The organism is Tateyamaria sp., assembly GCF_039940735.1.
Taxonomy (GTDB): Bacteria; Pseudomonadota; Alphaproteobacteria; order Rhodobacterales; family Rhodobacteraceae; genus Tateyamaria.
The window spans coordinates 19871-35138 of sequence record NZ_JBDVGB010000088.1; the positions used below are offsets into that span (position 1 = coordinate 19871).

A 15268-nucleotide genomic window follows, 5' to 3' on the forward strand; every position below is an offset into this window, starting at 1 on the left:
AACATCCCCGCCTTACTGCTGATACCCGTTCGTTCAGATCAAATGCGCGCGAAGCGTTGCGCGATCTTGTGAATCAGCCCCTCAAACTGCAAAGGCGCGTCGGTGACGGCCAGACAAATGCAATCCGCATGAATGTCCGCGACAGGCGTGTGGTGTAGATCACTGTCGGCTGTTTCCACATCACCGCGGGCGAAATATTCATCTTCATCCTGAAACGCGCCCTGCAAGACCAAGGTCATTTCGGTCCCGTTATGCCCGTGATCCGGCATGGCCGCACCCGCCGGAATGAACAGTAAACGGGCAGAGGCATCCCGCGTGGTCGGCAGGATCGCCTGTTTCACGCCCATGCCAATACTGCGCCATTTAACGCAGTCCAGATCACCGCCGACATAGTCCTGTAGCGGGCTTGGAAAGATAGAACCCGCCGCACGACGAGTCGGAGGGAGCTCTGCCGGCCCATCTGCAATCATCGCCATCGTCGCTGCAAAGCTGCCCGGCGTCAGCGCCACATTTTCAAGGTCTGATTGCGAAAACAGCGCGCCGCCAAGCGCATCATAACTTTCGGCCTGTGCGCGGCACGCATCACAAAGCGACAAATGGGTGGCCACCATCAGGTTGAACGCTTCGGGCAGATTGCCCGCCGCATAGCCCATAAGAATGTCATCCGTCAGGTGGTGTTTGATAGTCTGTTCCATCGTCATCATCACTTCATTTCGCGGCGCAAGCGATCGAGCGCCAGGCGTATTCTGCTTTTGATCGTGCCAAGCGGCAGACCGGTATGAGCGGCGATTTCACTTTGGGACAAATCCCCAAAATACGCCTTTTGTATCAATTCACGCTGGGCTTCGGGCAATTCAGAAATGGCGCGGCCCAACTGTTCGCTTTCTTGTTGCAACGCCAAAACATCAACCTGATCAGGTTCTTCTTGTGGCCCCCATGCCAAGTCTTCGGGTTCGGGGCGACGCTGTTTACGCAGCACATCAATCTTGCGGTTTCGGGCAATTGTAAAAACCCAAGTCGCCACAGATGCCCGCGTAGGATCAAACATGTGCGCCTTGTGCCAACAGGTGGCCAGAACCTCTTGCGTGCATTCTTCGGCGAGGGACGCGTCCGCGCCAGACTTGATCAAAAACCCTTTCACCCGCGGGGCAAAATGGTCGAACAATTCGGCAAACGCCGCTTGATCTTGAAGATCACGGATGCGGGCCATGTGATCGACCCACAACATCCGCTTTCCGTCATTGTCTTTCATTACAGCAGACCTTGTTGCCGCCCCGGCTATGACACCCGTGGGAGGTTGAAATGGTTCTTGTGACGTTTCAAGAGCTGCATACATAGTTGAGGTACGCAGCCCAATTCGATTTGGATCAATAATTAAATATTGTACCGATGTGCATCCAATTGGGAATGTGCTGCGTACACATTGCAATACCCCGAACCGACAGGACTTCTTGCTTTTATGCCGTTTGAGCCAACAACTGCCACCCGTAAACGCGTCGCCGTCATCGGAGGGGGTATTTCTGGGATGGGTGCCGCGCATGCGCTGGGTCGGGATCATCATGTCACCTTGTTCGAAGCTGAACCCCGACTTGGCGGCCATGCCCGCACGGTCATGGCGGGTCGGCGCGGTGATCAACCGGTAGATACGGGGTTTTTGGTGTTCAACTACGCGAACTACCCCAACATGGCTGACCTGTTTGCCGAACTAGATGTGCCCGTGGTGAAATCCAACATGAGCTTTGGTGCATCAATTGATGGCGGGCGCTTGGAATATGGGCTTGCTTCACTCAATGCCCTGTTTGCCCAGCGCAAGAACGCGCTTAATCCGCAGTTCCTTGGTATGGTGCGCGACATCCTGCGCTTTAACAAAAATGCAGTGCGGATCGCAAACAACGACCGGACGCGCACCGTTGCACAATTCCTAGACGCGCTTGGGACAGGGGCATGGTTTCGCGACTATTACCTTCTGCCGCTGAGCGGCGCGATTTGGTCGACACCGACAGACAAGATCATGGATTTTCCCGCCCACGCCCTGATCCAGTTCTTTGATAACCACGCTTTGCTAAGCACCACGGGCCAACACCAGTGGTATACTGTCAACGGCGGCTCGGTTGAGTATGTACGTCGTTTGCAAGCTGCAATGCGCGCCATGCGTGTCGACATTCGCCTAGGCGCGCTCGCCCAATCTGTGCGCCGCAACGACATGGGCGCGCAAATCAAAGCGTGGGGTGGGGACTGGGAACAATTCGACGACGTCATTTTCGCCACCCACTCCGATGACAGTCTATCGCTGCTGGCCGATCCTTCTTTGCAAGAACGAGCAGCGCTTGACGCCATTAAATACCAGCCAAACGACATCATCCTGCACCGCGATGAACGCATCATGCCCAAGCTTCGCCAAACATGGTCAAGCTGGGTCTATACCGAAGACAAAGATGCAAAAAGCGATCGCATCGACCTGACCTATTGGATCAATTCGCTGCAACCTGTGCCCATGGACGACCCGCATTTCGTGACCCTAAATACAAAACGCGCGATCCCGGATGAATTGATTTACGATCAAACAACCCTGCGCCATCCTGTCTATGATTTGGAGGCATTGGCTGCCCAAGAAAAGGTACGCGCAATGAACGGGGCGCAGAACACGTGGTTCTGCGGCGCTTGGATGCGCCACGGCTTTCACGAAGACGGGTTGTCGAGCGCGCTTGAGGTCGCCCGCGCCTTGAACCGCCGTTCTGCTTTGCCAGTGGCCGCCGAGTGACCGGTGACGTCGATCATATCGCGGGCACGACGTTTCATGGGCGCAAGGGGGATATAGAAAACGCCTTTCGCTATTCCGTGGATTACATTCTGCTGGACGCAGAGGTCGACGTGCGCGGCCCATCGTTGTTCACCCGCAATGGACGCGGGTGGATGGCACTGGATGACGCAGATCACGGAGGCCCGCCAAAAACCGGGCGTGGCGCGCCTTGGGTACGCGACGTGTTGCAAGCCCATCAGGTGACTGGCGTCACAAAGATCGAATTACTGGCGCAACCCAAAGTGCTGGGGCACGTGTTCAACCCGGTCAGCTTTTGGCTGTGTCGCCGAAACGATGCCACCCTTATCGCCGTGATCGCCGAAGTCACCAACACGTTCGGCGATCGCCACAGCTATTTGGTTCACCACCCCGACTTACGCGAAATCGCACCCAATGATCGCTTGCAAGCGACCAAGATCTTGCACGTCTCGCCTTTTCAACCAGTCGAGGGTGGTTACGAGTTTCGCTTTAATATCCAAGATGACCGCATCGGCATATGGATCGACTATTCGCGCGGACAAGGCGGGTTGATTGCAACCTTAACGGGTAAACGTACGCCTTTGACCAACCGTGCCATCCTTACATCCATGCTGCGCCGTCCATTCGGCGCACGCCGCGTATTGACGCTGATCCATTGGCAAGCATTCAAACTATGGGCCAAACGCGCCGTTTACCGGCCCCGACCCGCGCCACCGCCCGACGAGGTGTCTCGGTGAACCAATCAAAGCCCCATCGATTGTCGGCCTATGCCGTTTTCGCGGCTCTGCTCGCCTCGGCAGGATTGCCGATATATATCCACGCACCTAAATTTTATGTGGACGAATACGGCGTGTCATTGGCCGCTCTTGGTGTGGTCTTATTAGGGTTGCGCCTGTTGGATGTGATCCAAGACCCGCTTTTGGGCCGCGTGAGCGAAGCACTGCGCAACCACCGTGGCCTTGGCGTGTTGATCGGGTGCATCGTGATGGCCCTGTCAATGCTGGGCCTGTTTGCCATGACCCCGTTGTTACCACCGCTCATCTGGTTTGGATTAACATTGACGGGCGTGTTTTCCGCATTCAGCTTTCTTACCATTAACTTCTATGCCCAAGGCGTGACCAAAGCGGGTCATTTGCCCGGCCAAGGCCACCTGTTGTTGGCCCGTTGGCGTGAAACCGGTGCGCTGCTTGGCGTCTGTGTGGCGGCAATCACACCCGTGGTTTTGGGGAACATTTTGAACGCGCCATTTGAGGGGTTCGCCGTAGGATTTTGTATTCTTGCGTTTGCCGCCGTCGCGATGATGCGCGGCGAATGGGCCAGCGATGGCCTACCAAATTCAGTTGGATTTCGTGCCATCTTGCAAGATGCTATCACGCGACGCCTTTTGTTGATCGCGCTCGTCAATGCAGCACCAGTGGCCGTCAGTTCAACATTGTTCCTGTTCTTCGTCGAAAGCCGTTTGCAGTCGCCGGGCCTAGAAGGACCGTTGCTTTTACTGTTCTTCCTAAGCGCCGCCATTGCCACACCCTTTTGGGGCAATTTGGCGGAACGTTACGGGACAAAGCCTGTACTTTTGTCGGCCATGGGCCTTGCAATTACGGCTTTTGGTGGCGCTTTGTTGCTTGGCCCCGGCGATTGGGCCGCCTTTGCCGTGATATGCATTTTGTCGGGCGCGACGCTTGGCGCCGACCTCACGCTGCTGCCTGCCATGTTTGCCAAACGGATGGAACGGATCGCTCCCTCGGCGGCCGAAGGGTTTGGACTTTGGGCATTTGTTTCCAAGTTCACACTGGCCTTTGCGGCGGTCAGTCTGCTTCCCCTTTTACAAAATGCCGGGTTTGACAGCGCATCTGCCGACAACCCACCCAAAGCGCTTTTGCTGCTGACACTGCTTTACGCGGCCGTGCCATGCGGCCTGAAACTTATTGCCATCACGTTGCTGGCCATGACCGATTTAAGGGAGACATAACAATGGACGGATTAACCTATGTACTGCTGGGTGCGTTGATTGTGATCGCAATGAACTGGGCATGGTCGCGATATGCAGGTTTTTTGGCACAGACGCCCGATGATTACGCAGGTGCGGGTACCCCGTTTAACATTCGCACACATCTCAATGGGCATCTCGTTTGCGAAGGCGTCATCTATGGCCCCACAGGGCGCGTTGCATCCCGCTTTGTTGGGCATTTTAACTGCACATGGGAAGGCAATCAAGGCACGATGAACGAAGTATTCCACTACGACGATGGGTCACAGCAGACCCGCGCATGGAACCTGACGCTTGGCAATAATGGACGCATCCGCGCATTGGCAGACGATGTCGAGGGCGAAGGCACTGGCCAGCAGATGGGCAATGCGGTCAAATTGAACTATCGTTTTCGCCTGCCCGCGAAATCTGGCGGCCATGTGCTGAATACTGTGGACTGGATGTACCTTGCGCCCAATGGCACCATCATTAATCGCTCACAATTTCGCAAATATGGCTTGAAGGTCGCCGAACTGGTGGCGACAATGCGACCAGCACACCAACAGGAATTGGCAAAATCAGCATGAGTGATATTAAGTTAAGTGGTAAACGGTACTGGCTAGTCGGCGCGAGCGATGGCTTGGGCAAAGCGCTGGCACAAGTCCTAAGCCGCGCAGGCATCGAAGTCGTCGTTTCCGCACGCAGTCAGGACAAACTGGCCGCGTTGGTCGACGAACTGCCTGGCAAGGCGTCTTATCAAACCATCGACGTTACGGATGACGTCAGCGTCAAAACCGCCGTCGAAGCCGTGGGCGATATTGACGGTCTGATCTTGCTTGCCGGGACCTATACGCCATTTTCAGCGCGGGAATGGAATGCCGAACAAGGTATCGCGATGGCAGACGTCAACTTTACCGGCTTCATGCGTGTGCTCGGGCAGGTCATGCCGCAATTTGTTGCAAAAGATTCGGGGCACGTTGTCATTACCTCGTCTTTAGCTGCGTTCCGGGGACTGCCCGGATCTATTGGCTACACCGCTTCCAAAGCCGCGACGATGTCGCTGGCGGAATCCATGCATGCCGATCTGCGCAAGACAGGCGTACGCGTGCAGGTTGCCAACCCCGGCTTTATCAAGACGCAACTGACCGACAAGAACGACTTTAAGATGCCGTTCATCATGGAACCCGACACCGCTGCGCGCGAAGTGTTCGAACTGATGCTGACCGACAGCTTCAAAAAGAGCTTTCCAACGCTGTATTCGCTGCTGTTCCGTGGGGCGCAATTTCTGCCGGATTGGCTTTATTATCGCCTTTTTGCCTAAGGTTGCAGGATGGATCAGGTCAAGTTCACCGCCATGAAAGATGGCGACCGCGAAGATTACGCTTTTCTGACAGAGCACGAGGTGGAATTCACCAAAGGCACGGCAGATCGTTTGCTGGGCGCATTGGAAACGCTGGATGAAGGGTTGTCTGGCTATCAGATCACCCGGCTTGGCCATTCTCTGCAATCAGCAACACGGGCATGGCGCGATGGGGCGGACACGGATTGGCTTGTCTCCGCGCTGTTGCACGACATTGGCGATATCTTTGCGCCCTATAATCACGACGAATACGCAGCGAGCATCCTTAAACCCTTTGTTCGCGAACAGTGCACGTGGGTGGTGGAAAAACACGGCGACTTCCAAATGATCTATTACGGCGAACATGTCGGGGCGAACCCGCACAAGCGCGATGCCTACGCTGGGCATCCCTATTTCGACGATTGTGCAATGTTTTGCGAACGCTGGGATCAGGCCAGTTTTGACCCCGGTTATGACACGCTTGGCATCGATCATTTCCGCCCACTGGTGCGCGAGATCTTTGCCCGCGAACCTTACGATCCTGCTGTGATACAACCCGGTCTGCGCGTGCCTTTGGTTGAAAAGGCGCTGGCTGCGACGCGACGCTAAGCTTCAGGCGCTTGGATCGGGACCACGTTCGGTGCTGGGGCTTCGACCTCTTCGAAGTCGAAATTATCCAAACGCGCCGCGCGCTTTCCTGCGCGTTCTGCGGCGGTGGAAATCCCTTCGACGTCTCGGCGCGCCTGATCGAAATGCGTTTCCAGCTTGCCTGCACGTTCGACAACCAGTTCTACATCGCGGTGCAGATTGCGCAGCATTTTGCGGATTTCACCCGCCTGCTCACGCATCCGCGCATCTTTGAGGATCGCACGCATGGTGTTCAGTGTCGCCATGCAGGTGGTCGGCGACACAATCCAAACCCGCGCGTCAAAACCTGCGCGCACCAATTCAGGAAAGTTCGCGTGCAACTCGGCATAGACCGCTTCGGACGGTAGGAACATCAACGCGCCATCGGCGGTTTCCCCATCGATGATATATTTGTCAGAGATGTCGTTGATGTGCTTTTTCACCGCAACTTTCATCTGAGCCACAGCTTGTTTCACCGCATGGTCATCTTTGGCAGCGCGTAATGCTTCGTAAGCCTCAAGCGGGAATTTGCTGTCGATCACGATGGGTCCGGGTGGGTTGGGCAGATGGATCAGGCAGTCCGCCCGTTTGCCGTTGGATAGCGTGTGTTGCAGCGCGTAACTGTCGCTGGGCAACGCTTTGGACACGATATCGCGCAGTTGAATTTCACCAAATGCACCGCGCGTTTGTTTGTTCGATAGAATATCCTGAAGGCCCAGCACGTCGCCCGACAGCTTGGTGATATTATCCTGCGCCTTGTCGATCGCCGCCAGTCGTTCTTGCAATTGCGTCAGACTGGTGGTGGTCTGTTTGCTGGACCCGTGCAGGGTTTCTTTCATCCGTTCTTGCATTTCAGTCATGCCGCGTTGCGCGCGCATAGCATTGTCAGCCAGTCGATCCTGCATCTGTTGCTGCACTGCCGCCAGACGCTGTTCAACGGTTTGCGCCAACTGCGCCTGTCCGTTGGTCGAAGTGTCAGAGACCATTTGCAACGAGGCCCGCAACCCTTCCTGCCCCTGTGCCAACCCTTGGACATGTTGGCCAAGATAACCGAGTTGTTGGCCCAAAGGCGCCACCGCTTTGGCCGAACGACCTGCCGCGCGCAGGGCCGCGATCAGCAGGATCACAATCAGCAACGCCACAGCGCCGCCGATCAAAGCGACCAGAACAACAGGGTCGTTCAGGTCGAGCGTCAGGTCACCAATCTGGATCATGTGCGTCCGAACAGCCGTTCGATATCGGCCAGTTTGAGTTCGACATAGGTGGGTCGCCCGTGATTGCATTGGCCGGAATGTGGCGTTGCCTCCATCTCGCGCAGCAGGGCGTTCATTTCCTCACCCCGCATCCAACGACCCGAACGGATCGACCCATGGCAAGCGACACGGCTCAGGATCGCTTCGATCTTGGCTTGCACTGATTGGGTTGTGCCAAGATCGGCAAGCTCATCAAGAATGTCGTTGATCATAGCCGTGGCGTTGACCTCGCCAAGAATGGCCGGGGTTTCGCGCACAGCAATGGCATCGCCGCCAAAGGCCTCGATACCTAGGCCAAGACGCAACAGGTCATCGGCGATTTCCAACAGGCGCGCACGATCACCGGGGGAAAGCGTGACGATCTCGGGGATCAGCAAGGCTTGGGCCGCGACGCCATTTTCTGCCATCTGGTTCTTGAGTTTTTCATAGACAAGCCGTTCGTGGGCCGCGTGTTGATCGACGATCACCATGCCTGTGACGGTCTGAGCAACGATGTAATTTTCATGCACTTGGCCGCGCGCCACACCCAAAGGCAGATCGACGGGATCGGCCTGTGGCGGTGTTTCAACCACCTGCGCGCTGAAATCCTGCCCCATCTCTGCAAAGCCAGTCGAGCCGCGTGGCCCAAGGCTGGGGCGGTCCATTTGATAAACGCGCGGTTCCATCGGTTCAGGCCGCATCGCACCCAGTGTTGCATCCGCAACAGTCGAGGACGCACGGTGGCCCGCATCGGCCAAAGCATGGCGCAACCCCGACACAATCAGCCCGCGCGCAAGGCCGGGATCTCGAAAGCGCACCTCGGATTTGGCAGGGTGCACGTTCACATCAACCAATTGCGGATCGCAATCGATAAACAACGCAGCCGCCGGGTGGCGATCACGGCTGAGAAAGTCGAAATACGCCCCGCGCAAGGCACCTGTGAGCAACTTATCCTTAACCGGACGCCCATTGACGAACAGGAACTGCGCCACCGCCGCCCCGCGTGAATAGGTGGGCAAGGCGGCATAGCCCGTCAGGTGCAACCCCTCGCGGATGGTGTCGATGGCGATAGAGTTTTCGGCAAATTCCTGCCCCAACACATCCGACAGGCGGGCGCGCAGGGCAGTCATTGGATCACCCGTCTGTGCCTCGACTTTGAAGACGGTGCGCGGATCATTGGTGACATCGCGCAGCTCGAAGCGAACAAAAGGTTCGGCCATGGCAAGGCGTTTGATCACATCGGTGATGGCTTGGGATTCAGCGCGGTCTGTGCGCAAGAATTTTAGGCGCGCAGGTGTGGCATAAAACAGATCGCGTAAGGCGATGACCGTGCCAGCGTTCAGCGCAGCAGGTTTCACGGCAGAATGTTCCCCGCCAGCCACGGTGATTTCTGCGGCTGGTGCGCCGGGGACGCGGCTGGTGATTGTCAGGCGGCCCACGGCGCCAAGGCTGGGCAATGCTTCGCCCCGAAATCCGAACGTGTGGATGTTCAGCAAATCCGATCCGTCGATCTTGGACGTAGCGTGACGCGACAGCGCCAGCGGCAGGTCATCGGCCGCGATACCGCAACCGTCATCGGTAACACGGATCAACGTTTTACCCCCGCCAGAGACGTCGATACTGATACGGTTTGCACCCGCATCAATGGCGTTCTCGACAAGTTCTTTGACGGCTGAGGCGGGGCGTTCAACGACCTCGCCTGCGGCGATGCGGTTTACCGCAGCAGTATCAAGTTGCCGAATAACGGGACGTATGTTGGGGGTATGATCGTTCATGCCACAAGACTTAGCATATCCATGCGCGATTCGACCATAAGGGAACCACCCGGTGGCGGAGGGCACCTCCGCCTTACTTTTTACGTCTAGCCACCCGTCGCTGCGCGGTACCAAGCGACAATGGCAGCGCGTTCTTCTTCTTCCATATAGCTTAGGTTTGCAGGCGGCATTGCGTGGCTTAATCCTGCCTGTAAATAGACAGCATGCGCATTGCGCGTCAGGTCTGTTTGCGTTTCAAGACGCACCCCTTTGGGAGCCCACAAAAGGCCAGTCCAAGCCGGTTCAGCCGCGTGGCACATGCTGCATCGGCCCAGCACAATATCGTGGACTTCGGCAAAGCCTTCGGCCTCGGCAAAGCGGGTATTTAGGGCGGCCTCGCGTGTCGGATTAGGCGCAACACTCAGCCAGACAATCGCGATAAAGATCAGAACCGTCGCGGCCCATGTCCAATGTGGGTTTCCACGGCGTGCATGGTGCGCGTTGAACCAATGCCGGATCGTAACGCCCATTAGAAACACAAGACTGGCGATGATCCAGTTGTATTCAGACGCAAAGGCCAGCGGATAGTGATTGGACAGCATCAGGAAAATAACGGGCAGGGTCAGGTAATTGTTGTGGGTCGAACGTTGCTTGGCGATCTTGCCGTATTTGGAATCCGGCGTGCGCCCTGCCATCAAATCAGCGACCACTATTTTCTGGTTTGGGATGATGATGAAAAACACATTGCCCGACATAATCGTCGCTGTGAAAGCACCAAGATGCAAAAGTGCGGCGCGGCCCGTGAAGACTTGGGTGTAGAACCACGCCATACCCACCAGCACAGCAAACAGTGCCAGCATCAGCGTGGTTTGATCCGCATCGACAAAGACCTTGCACAGCAGGTTATAAACCAGCCAGCCAAAGCCCAGTGAGGCAAGCGAAATCGCAATGGCCTGCCAGGTTGCCAAGTCCAAAACGTTCGGGTCGATCAGATAAAATTCGGCCCCCAAATAATAGACCAACACCAGCAGGATAAAACCGCTGATCCATGTCCAATAGCTTTGCCATTTATGCCAGATCAGGCCATCAGGCATGCCCGCAGGCGCAACAAGATACTTTTGGATGTGGTAAAAGCCACCGCCATGAACCTGCCATTCCTCGCCATCGGCGCCGCTTTCTAGATCACGATCACGGTGCAGGCCCAAGTCCAGCGCGATAAAGTAAAACGAAGACCCGATCCACGCGATCGCCGTGATCACGTGGAGCCAGCGCACCGCAAATTCTAGCCATGCGCCCAAGGCGGCAAGATCATACATTTCTTAGATTCCCGATGTCAGTATCGCGCCATATTAAGGTGACGGGCCCGGCAAACGCAATCTGCATTGCCTAAATTATAGTCAGAAAAGCGAGCAACATCGTACCCGCTTTTCTGTGTCATTTCATGACCGCCTTAGTCTTCCTGTGGCAGAACCAGATTAAGGATGATGGCAACCGCAGCCGTTGGGGCCACAGCCGAAGTCATCAACGTTTTGACCACTCCCGGCAGATACTGCACGGCAGTTGGCACAAGGTTCAGGCCCAAACCAGCGGCCAAAGATACCGCGATGATCACCATATTGCGGCGGTTCATCTTGACCTCGGACAGCACATTCAAACCGGCTGCCGCCACCATGCCAAACATCACGATCACACCACCGCCAAGAACGGGCAGCGGCATAGACGCGATTACCGCACCGATTTTGGGGATAAGGCCACAGATGATCAGAACGATTGCGCCGATGGTCACAACGTGACGTGACATGATACCAGTCATGCCGATGATGCCGACGTTTTGGCTGAACGATGTGTTGGGCAGCCCGCCAAACACAGCAGCCACGGCAGTGCCAAGGCCATCCGCATAGGTCGCGCCTGCGATTTCTTTGTCTGTCGCTTCGCGCCCAGCGCCTGCTTTGGTTGTGGCAGATGCATCGCCGACGGTTTCGATGGCCGACACGATGCTGACCAATGTCACGGCAATGACCGCACCAAGGCTGAATTCAAACCCATATGGCAGCGGTTGCGGTGTCACAAAGAACGCAGCGTTCGCGACGGCACCAAAGTTCACCATGCCGAACATGATCGCAAGGATGTACCCAACAATCAGGCCAATCAGAATGGCAGCATTCGAAATGATCCCTTTGGTAAAGAACTTAAGCAGCAGTGCTACGATCACAACGCTAAGTGCGACAGCCCAGTGCATAAGCGAGCCAAAGCTCTCGGCCTCCATCTGGAATGGCGCGGCACCGCCTGCTGCGTACTTGATCGCAACTGGAATGAGGTAAAGACCGATGGCAAGGATCACGAGGCCCGTAACCAGTGGCGGAAACAAAAACCTCAGGTGTTGAATGACAGACCCCAGCAAAAAGTGGATCACCCCGCCGATCAAACACGCCGTCAGCGCAACGCTTAGCCCTTGGGTCGCAGCAATTCCGGCCAAGACCCCAACAAATGCAAAACTGGTGCCTTGCATAATGGGCAGGCGCGCGCCCACAGGGCCAAAACCGATTGTTTGAAACAGCGTCGCGATGCCTGCAAACAGCATTGCCATTTGGATTAGATAGACCTGTTCAGCCCCGCCGAATGCCAAGCCCGCAGCCCCGGCCACAATGATCGAAGGCGTCACGTTTGACGCAAACATCGCCAGAACATGTTGCAGGCCCAGAGGCACGGCCTCTGACATCGGAGGCGTGTCGTTTGGGTCGCTATACAACCCGTGTGTGGTGTCACTCATGTGTTTTGTCCCTATTCCCGTGCCGTCTTACGCGGCTAATCGGAACTATGAGGTCACAATGAAGGGTGTAGCAAGAACAAATTCTTCCAGATTGGCGCCGCCGCCAATCCTATCGACAACTGCAAACAATCCGGGCGAATGCAAAGGTGTCAGCACCCCATGCCATGTGCCGCGGTACAAATTAATCGCCTGTCCGGGTGCGGTCAAAAAGGCCAGCGGTGTGCCCGGCGTGCCGCCTTCGTCCAATGCGACAGTAACCAAAAACGAATGCTGCGACATAGGGATGAACGCCTGACTGCCGTCGGGGTGCCGTTCCATCAGATCAAGCGTGTAAGGCAGGCTGCGCGGCTGGGCTTGAAACAGGCTGATGCCTGCGCGCCCGTCGCCAAAATCCATCTGCGCGCGATCATGAAAGCGTCCGCACAGCCCCGCGTTGATCAGCTTGTCGGGCTCGCCTGCGCATTCCAGCACATCGCCAAACGGGGCGAACGCCTGCGCTGTCAGCGGTTGGCAGCGGATATCAAAGCGGGACATGTCGGTTTACGTCTTTGTACAAAAGATAGCGAAATGGCTCATTCCCGGTCGCGATACACGCTTGCGGGCAAAAGGCGCGCAGCCACATGAAATCGCCGGGCCCGACGGTGACCCAGTCGGTGTTCAGCAGGTATTCAGCAGTACCTTGCAGCACATAAAGCCCGTGTTCCATCACATGAGTTTCGGCAAAGGGAATGCGTCCGCCCGGTTGAAAAGTTACGATATTGACGTGGCAATCATGGCGCAAATCCATCGGATCGACAAAGCGCTGGGTGGCCCACGCACCGTTGGTGTCCGGCATCGCGGTGTGCGGAACATCCGCGTCATGGGTGATCAAAACCTCAGGGCGCGCGACGCCAACGGCCTGCTCGTGACGTTTGCGTATCCAATGCAATCCGCACGGCGTGTCGTCACGGTTCCATAGCGTCCAGCGTACACCCGGCGGGATATAGGCATAGCTGCCCGCGCGTAGCACATGCACATCTGCCCCAATCGTCAAATGCGCCGTACCATGTGCGACAAACAAGATGGCCTGCGCATCTGTTTCGGGTTCGGGATCATCGCTGCCCCCCTTTGGCGACAGTTCCATCGCGTATTGCGCAAAGGTTTCGGCAAACCCCGACAAAGGACGCGCCAAAATCCAAGCACGCGTGTCGACCCATCCAGGCAAGAACGACGTCACGATATCGCGCTGCACATCAGCCGGGATCACAGCATAGGCTTGGGTAAACACAGCTGTGCCAACAGGCGACACGCTTTGATCCGGCAAGCCGCCGGGGGGGAATGCATAAGTGGTCATAGGGCCTCCAGCCTTAGGCGCGCAATGCGTTCGACCTGCTTGCAGGCTTCGGCAAATTCGGTCGCGTTGTCGTTGTCGATGCGTCGTTCAAAGGCGCGCAGGATACCCGCCTTGTCGTGATCCTTAACCGCGATAATGAAAGGAAAGCCGTGCTTGGCCACATAGGCCGTGTTTTGGGCATCGAATTGCGCGCGTTCGTCATCCGTCAACATATCTAACCCAGCGCTGGCCTGTTCGGCAGTGCTTTCATCCGTGAGGCGCTTGGCCGCCGCCAACTTGCCTGCAAGGTCGGGGTGGGCGCGCAGCACAGCCAGACGTTGATCATCGCTTGCGGCGCGAAACACGCGGCAAAGTGCATTGTGCAAACCCTGCGGTGTGTCGTGGGCGGGCCCAAGTTCTAGCGCGTGCGCGCCTTCGGCGATCCATGGGGAATGTTCAAAAATCCCACCAAAAGCCGTGACAAAATCGGCGCACTCCATCAGATGCCAATCGGTGCGGGGTTGCGGCGGATGATTTGCTGCCCAGTGATTTGCAATGTCTGTCCGACGCGCGCACCAGACCCCTTCGAAACCCTGCACATAGTCGATGAACTTGCGCAACGCCTGCACCCGACCCGGGCGCCCGATCAAACGACAATGCAAGCCAATGCTAAGCATTGCCGGGCGCCCTGCCACACCTTCGGCATAAAGCGCATCAAAACTGTCGCGCAAATAGGCAAAGAACTGACCCCCCGAATTGAACCCCTGCGGCGTGGCAAAGCGCATGTCGTTGCAATCAAGCGTATAGGGGATGATCAACTGATCACGCCCCTCGATGCGCGCCCAATAGGGCAGATCGTCGTCATAGGTATCGCTGATCCAGTCAAACCCGCGCGTCGCGGCCAAGGCAACTGTGTTGACCGAACAACGCCCCGTGTACCAGCCTTTGGGTCGCTCGCCGGTGACTTCAGTATGCAGCTTGATCGCGGCGTCCATGTCCGCTGCCTCGTCCTTTGGGTCATGATCTTTGTAATCGATCCATTTCAGCCCATGACTCGCGATCTCCCAATCGGCATTTTGCATGGCCTCGACCTGTGCCGGATTGCGCGCAAGGGCGCTTGCCACGCCGTAAACGGTGACAGGTACGCTTGTTTCAGTGAACAGACGGTGCAACCGCCAGAACCCGGAACGTGCACCGTAATCATAGATGCTTTCCATGTTCCAATGACGTTGCCCCGGCCATGCGGCGACCCCGACGATCTCGGACAAAAACGCCTCGGAAGCGGCATCGCCGTGCAACAGGCAATTCTCGCCGCCCTCTTCATAATTCAACACAAAAGACAGCGCGATACGTGCACCGCCGGGCCACGCCGCGTCAGGCCGATCAGCGCCATGGCCATGAAAGTCGCGCGGATAGCGAGGGGGCATTTGGCCCATGGACTTCCCTTTGCAATAAGAGTGGAATGGCCACAACTTGGGCGAACATGGAA

The 15268-nt window shown here is 56.6% G+C and carries 15 protein-coding genes; 6 read left to right on the forward strand and 9 right to left on the reverse strand.

Annotated features, from left to right (window positions below):
* Positions 1–38: 38 nt before the first annotated feature.
* Entirely contained in the window at positions 39–695 is a 657-nt protein-coding gene (locus ABJF76_RS18125) for a ChrR family anti-sigma-E factor (protein ID WP_413819208.1), read from the reverse strand.
* Positions 696–703: 8 nt separating this feature from the next.
* Complete coding sequence (locus tag ABJF76_RS18130) at positions 704–1252, reverse strand: sigma-70 family RNA polymerase sigma factor (protein ID WP_413819207.1); 549 nt, start codon at positions 1250–1252, stop codon at positions 704–706.
* 207 nt (positions 1253–1459) lie between these two features.
* Here ABJF76_RS18130 and ABJF76_RS18135 point away from each other — a divergent pair, with 207 nt between their 5' ends.
* Genes ABJF76_RS18135 through ABJF76_RS18160 form a run of 6 tightly spaced genes read left to right on the forward strand, consistent with a single transcriptional unit; the run spans position 1460 to position 6693 of the window.
* A complete protein-coding gene (locus tag ABJF76_RS18135; RefSeq protein ID WP_413819206.1) occupies positions 1460–2761 on the forward strand; it encodes an NAD(P)/FAD-dependent oxidoreductase in 1302 nt (433 codons plus the stop codon).
* Complete coding sequence (locus ABJF76_RS18140) at positions 2758–3516, forward strand: DUF1365 domain-containing protein (RefSeq protein ID WP_413819205.1); 759 nt, start codon at positions 2758–2760, stop codon at positions 3514–3516. Before ABJF76_RS18135 ends, ABJF76_RS18140 begins: the two co-directional genes overlap by 4 nt.
* Positions 3513–4748, forward strand: a complete 1236-nt coding sequence (locus tag ABJF76_RS18145; RefSeq protein ID WP_413819204.1) for an MFS transporter — start codon at positions 3513–3515, stop codon at positions 4746–4748. The genes ABJF76_RS18140 and ABJF76_RS18145 overlap by 4 nt, the downstream gene beginning before the upstream one ends.
* Before the next feature lie 2 nt (positions 4749–4750).
* The gene (locus ABJF76_RS18150) at positions 4751–5332 is read left to right on the forward strand and encodes a DUF3833 domain-containing protein (protein ID WP_413819203.1); all 582 of its coding nucleotides are present in this window, start codon (positions 4751–4753) and stop codon (positions 5330–5332) included.
* A complete protein-coding gene (locus tag ABJF76_RS18155; RefSeq protein ID WP_413819202.1) occupies positions 5329–6066 on the forward strand; it encodes an SDR family NAD(P)-dependent oxidoreductase in 738 nt (245 codons plus the stop codon). Before ABJF76_RS18150 ends, ABJF76_RS18155 begins: the two co-directional genes overlap by 4 nt.
* Before the next feature lie 9 nt (positions 6067–6075).
* Positions 6076–6693, forward strand: coding sequence for an HD domain-containing protein (locus ABJF76_RS18160; RefSeq protein ID WP_413819201.1), 618 nt, complete (start codon positions 6076–6078; stop codon positions 6691–6693).
* Here ABJF76_RS18160 and ABJF76_RS18165 read toward each other — a convergent pair.
* The 7 genes from ABJF76_RS18165 to puuE all read right to left on the reverse strand — a co-directional run bounded on the left by ABJF76_RS18165 (position 6690) and on the right by puuE (position 15215).
* The gene (locus ABJF76_RS18165) at positions 6690–7925 is read right to left on the reverse strand and encodes a DNA recombination protein RmuC (protein ID WP_413819200.1); all 1236 of its coding nucleotides are present in this window, start codon (positions 7923–7925) and stop codon (positions 6690–6692) included. The genes ABJF76_RS18160 and ABJF76_RS18165 overlap by 4 nt on opposite strands.
* Complete coding sequence (gene mutL / locus ABJF76_RS18170) at positions 7922–9718, reverse strand: DNA mismatch repair endonuclease MutL (protein ID WP_413819199.1); 1797 nt, start codon at positions 9716–9718, stop codon at positions 7922–7924. The genes ABJF76_RS18165 and mutL overlap by 4 nt, the downstream gene beginning before the upstream one ends.
* 86 nt (positions 9719–9804) lie before the next feature.
* A complete protein-coding gene (locus ABJF76_RS18175) occupies positions 9805–11013 on the reverse strand; it encodes a urate hydroxylase PuuD (protein ID WP_413819198.1) in 1209 nt (402 codons plus the stop codon).
* 134 nt (positions 11014–11147) lie between these two features.
* On the reverse strand, positions 11148–12467 hold the full coding sequence (locus ABJF76_RS18180; RefSeq protein ID WP_413819197.1) for a uracil-xanthine permease family protein: 1320 nt from the start codon (positions 12465–12467) through the stop codon (positions 11148–11150).
* A gap of 45 nt (positions 12468–12512) precedes the next feature.
* A complete protein-coding gene (locus ABJF76_RS18185; RefSeq protein ID WP_413819196.1) occupies positions 12513–13001 on the reverse strand; it encodes an ureidoglycolate lyase in 489 nt (162 codons plus the stop codon).
* Positions 12988–13800, reverse strand: a complete 813-nt coding sequence (locus tag ABJF76_RS18190; protein ID WP_413819195.1) for a bifunctional allantoicase/(S)-ureidoglycine aminohydrolase — start codon at positions 13798–13800, stop codon at positions 12988–12990. The genes ABJF76_RS18185 and ABJF76_RS18190 overlap by 14 nt, the downstream gene beginning before the upstream one ends.
* Positions 13797–15215: an allantoinase PuuE gene (gene puuE, locus ABJF76_RS18195; protein WP_413819194.1), complete on the reverse strand. Its 1419-nt coding sequence runs from the start codon at positions 15213–15215 to the stop codon at positions 13797–13799. Before puuE ends, ABJF76_RS18190 begins: the two co-directional genes overlap by 4 nt.
* Positions 15216–15268 lie beyond the last annotated feature (53 nt).

Excerpts from the sequence above, each read along its gene's own strand:
- ABJF76_RS18125 (WP_413819208.1), bottom strand. The coding sequence starts at position 695 with ATGGAACAGACTATCAAACACCACCTGACGGATGACATTCTTATGGGC.
- ABJF76_RS18130 (WP_413819207.1), bottom strand. The coding sequence starts at position 1,252 with ATGAAAGACAATGACGGAAAGCGGATGTTGTGGGTCGATCACATGGCC.
- ABJF76_RS18135 (WP_413819206.1), top strand. The coding sequence starts at position 1,460 with ATGCCGTTTGAGCCAACAACTGCCACCCGTAAACGCGTCGCCGTCATC.
- ABJF76_RS18150 (WP_413819203.1), top strand. The coding sequence starts at position 4,751 with ATGGACGGATTAACCTATGTACTGCTGGGTGCGTTGATTGTGATCGCA.
- ABJF76_RS18155 (WP_413819202.1), top strand. The coding sequence starts at position 5,329 with ATGAGTGATATTAAGTTAAGTGGTAAACGGTACTGGCTAGTCGGCGCG.
- ABJF76_RS18160 (WP_413819201.1), top strand. The coding sequence starts at position 6,076 with ATGGATCAGGTCAAGTTCACCGCCATGAAAGATGGCGACCGCGAAGAT.
- ABJF76_RS18165 (WP_413819200.1), bottom strand. The coding sequence starts at position 7,925 with ATGATCCAGATTGGTGACCTGACGCTCGACCTGAACGACCCTGTTGTT.
- mutL (WP_413819199.1), bottom strand. The coding sequence starts at position 9,718 with ATGAACGATCATACCCCCAACATACGTCCCGTTATTCGGCAACTTGAT.
- ABJF76_RS18175 (WP_413819198.1), bottom strand. The coding sequence starts at position 11,013 with ATGTATGATCTTGCCGCCTTGGGCGCATGGCTAGAATTTGCGGTGCGC.
- ABJF76_RS18180 (WP_413819197.1), bottom strand. The coding sequence starts at position 12,467 with ATGAGTGACACCACACACGGGTTGTATAGCGACCCAAACGACACGCCT.
- ABJF76_RS18185 (WP_413819196.1), bottom strand. The coding sequence starts at position 13,001 with ATGTCCCGCTTTGATATCCGCTGCCAACCGCTGACAGCGCAGGCGTTC.
- ABJF76_RS18190 (WP_413819195.1), bottom strand. The coding sequence starts at position 13,800 with ATGACCACTTATGCATTCCCCCCCGGCGGCTTGCCGGATCAAAGCGTG.
- puuE (WP_413819194.1), bottom strand. The coding sequence starts at position 15,215 with ATGGGCCAAATGCCCCCTCGCTATCCGCGCGACTTTCATGGCCATGGC.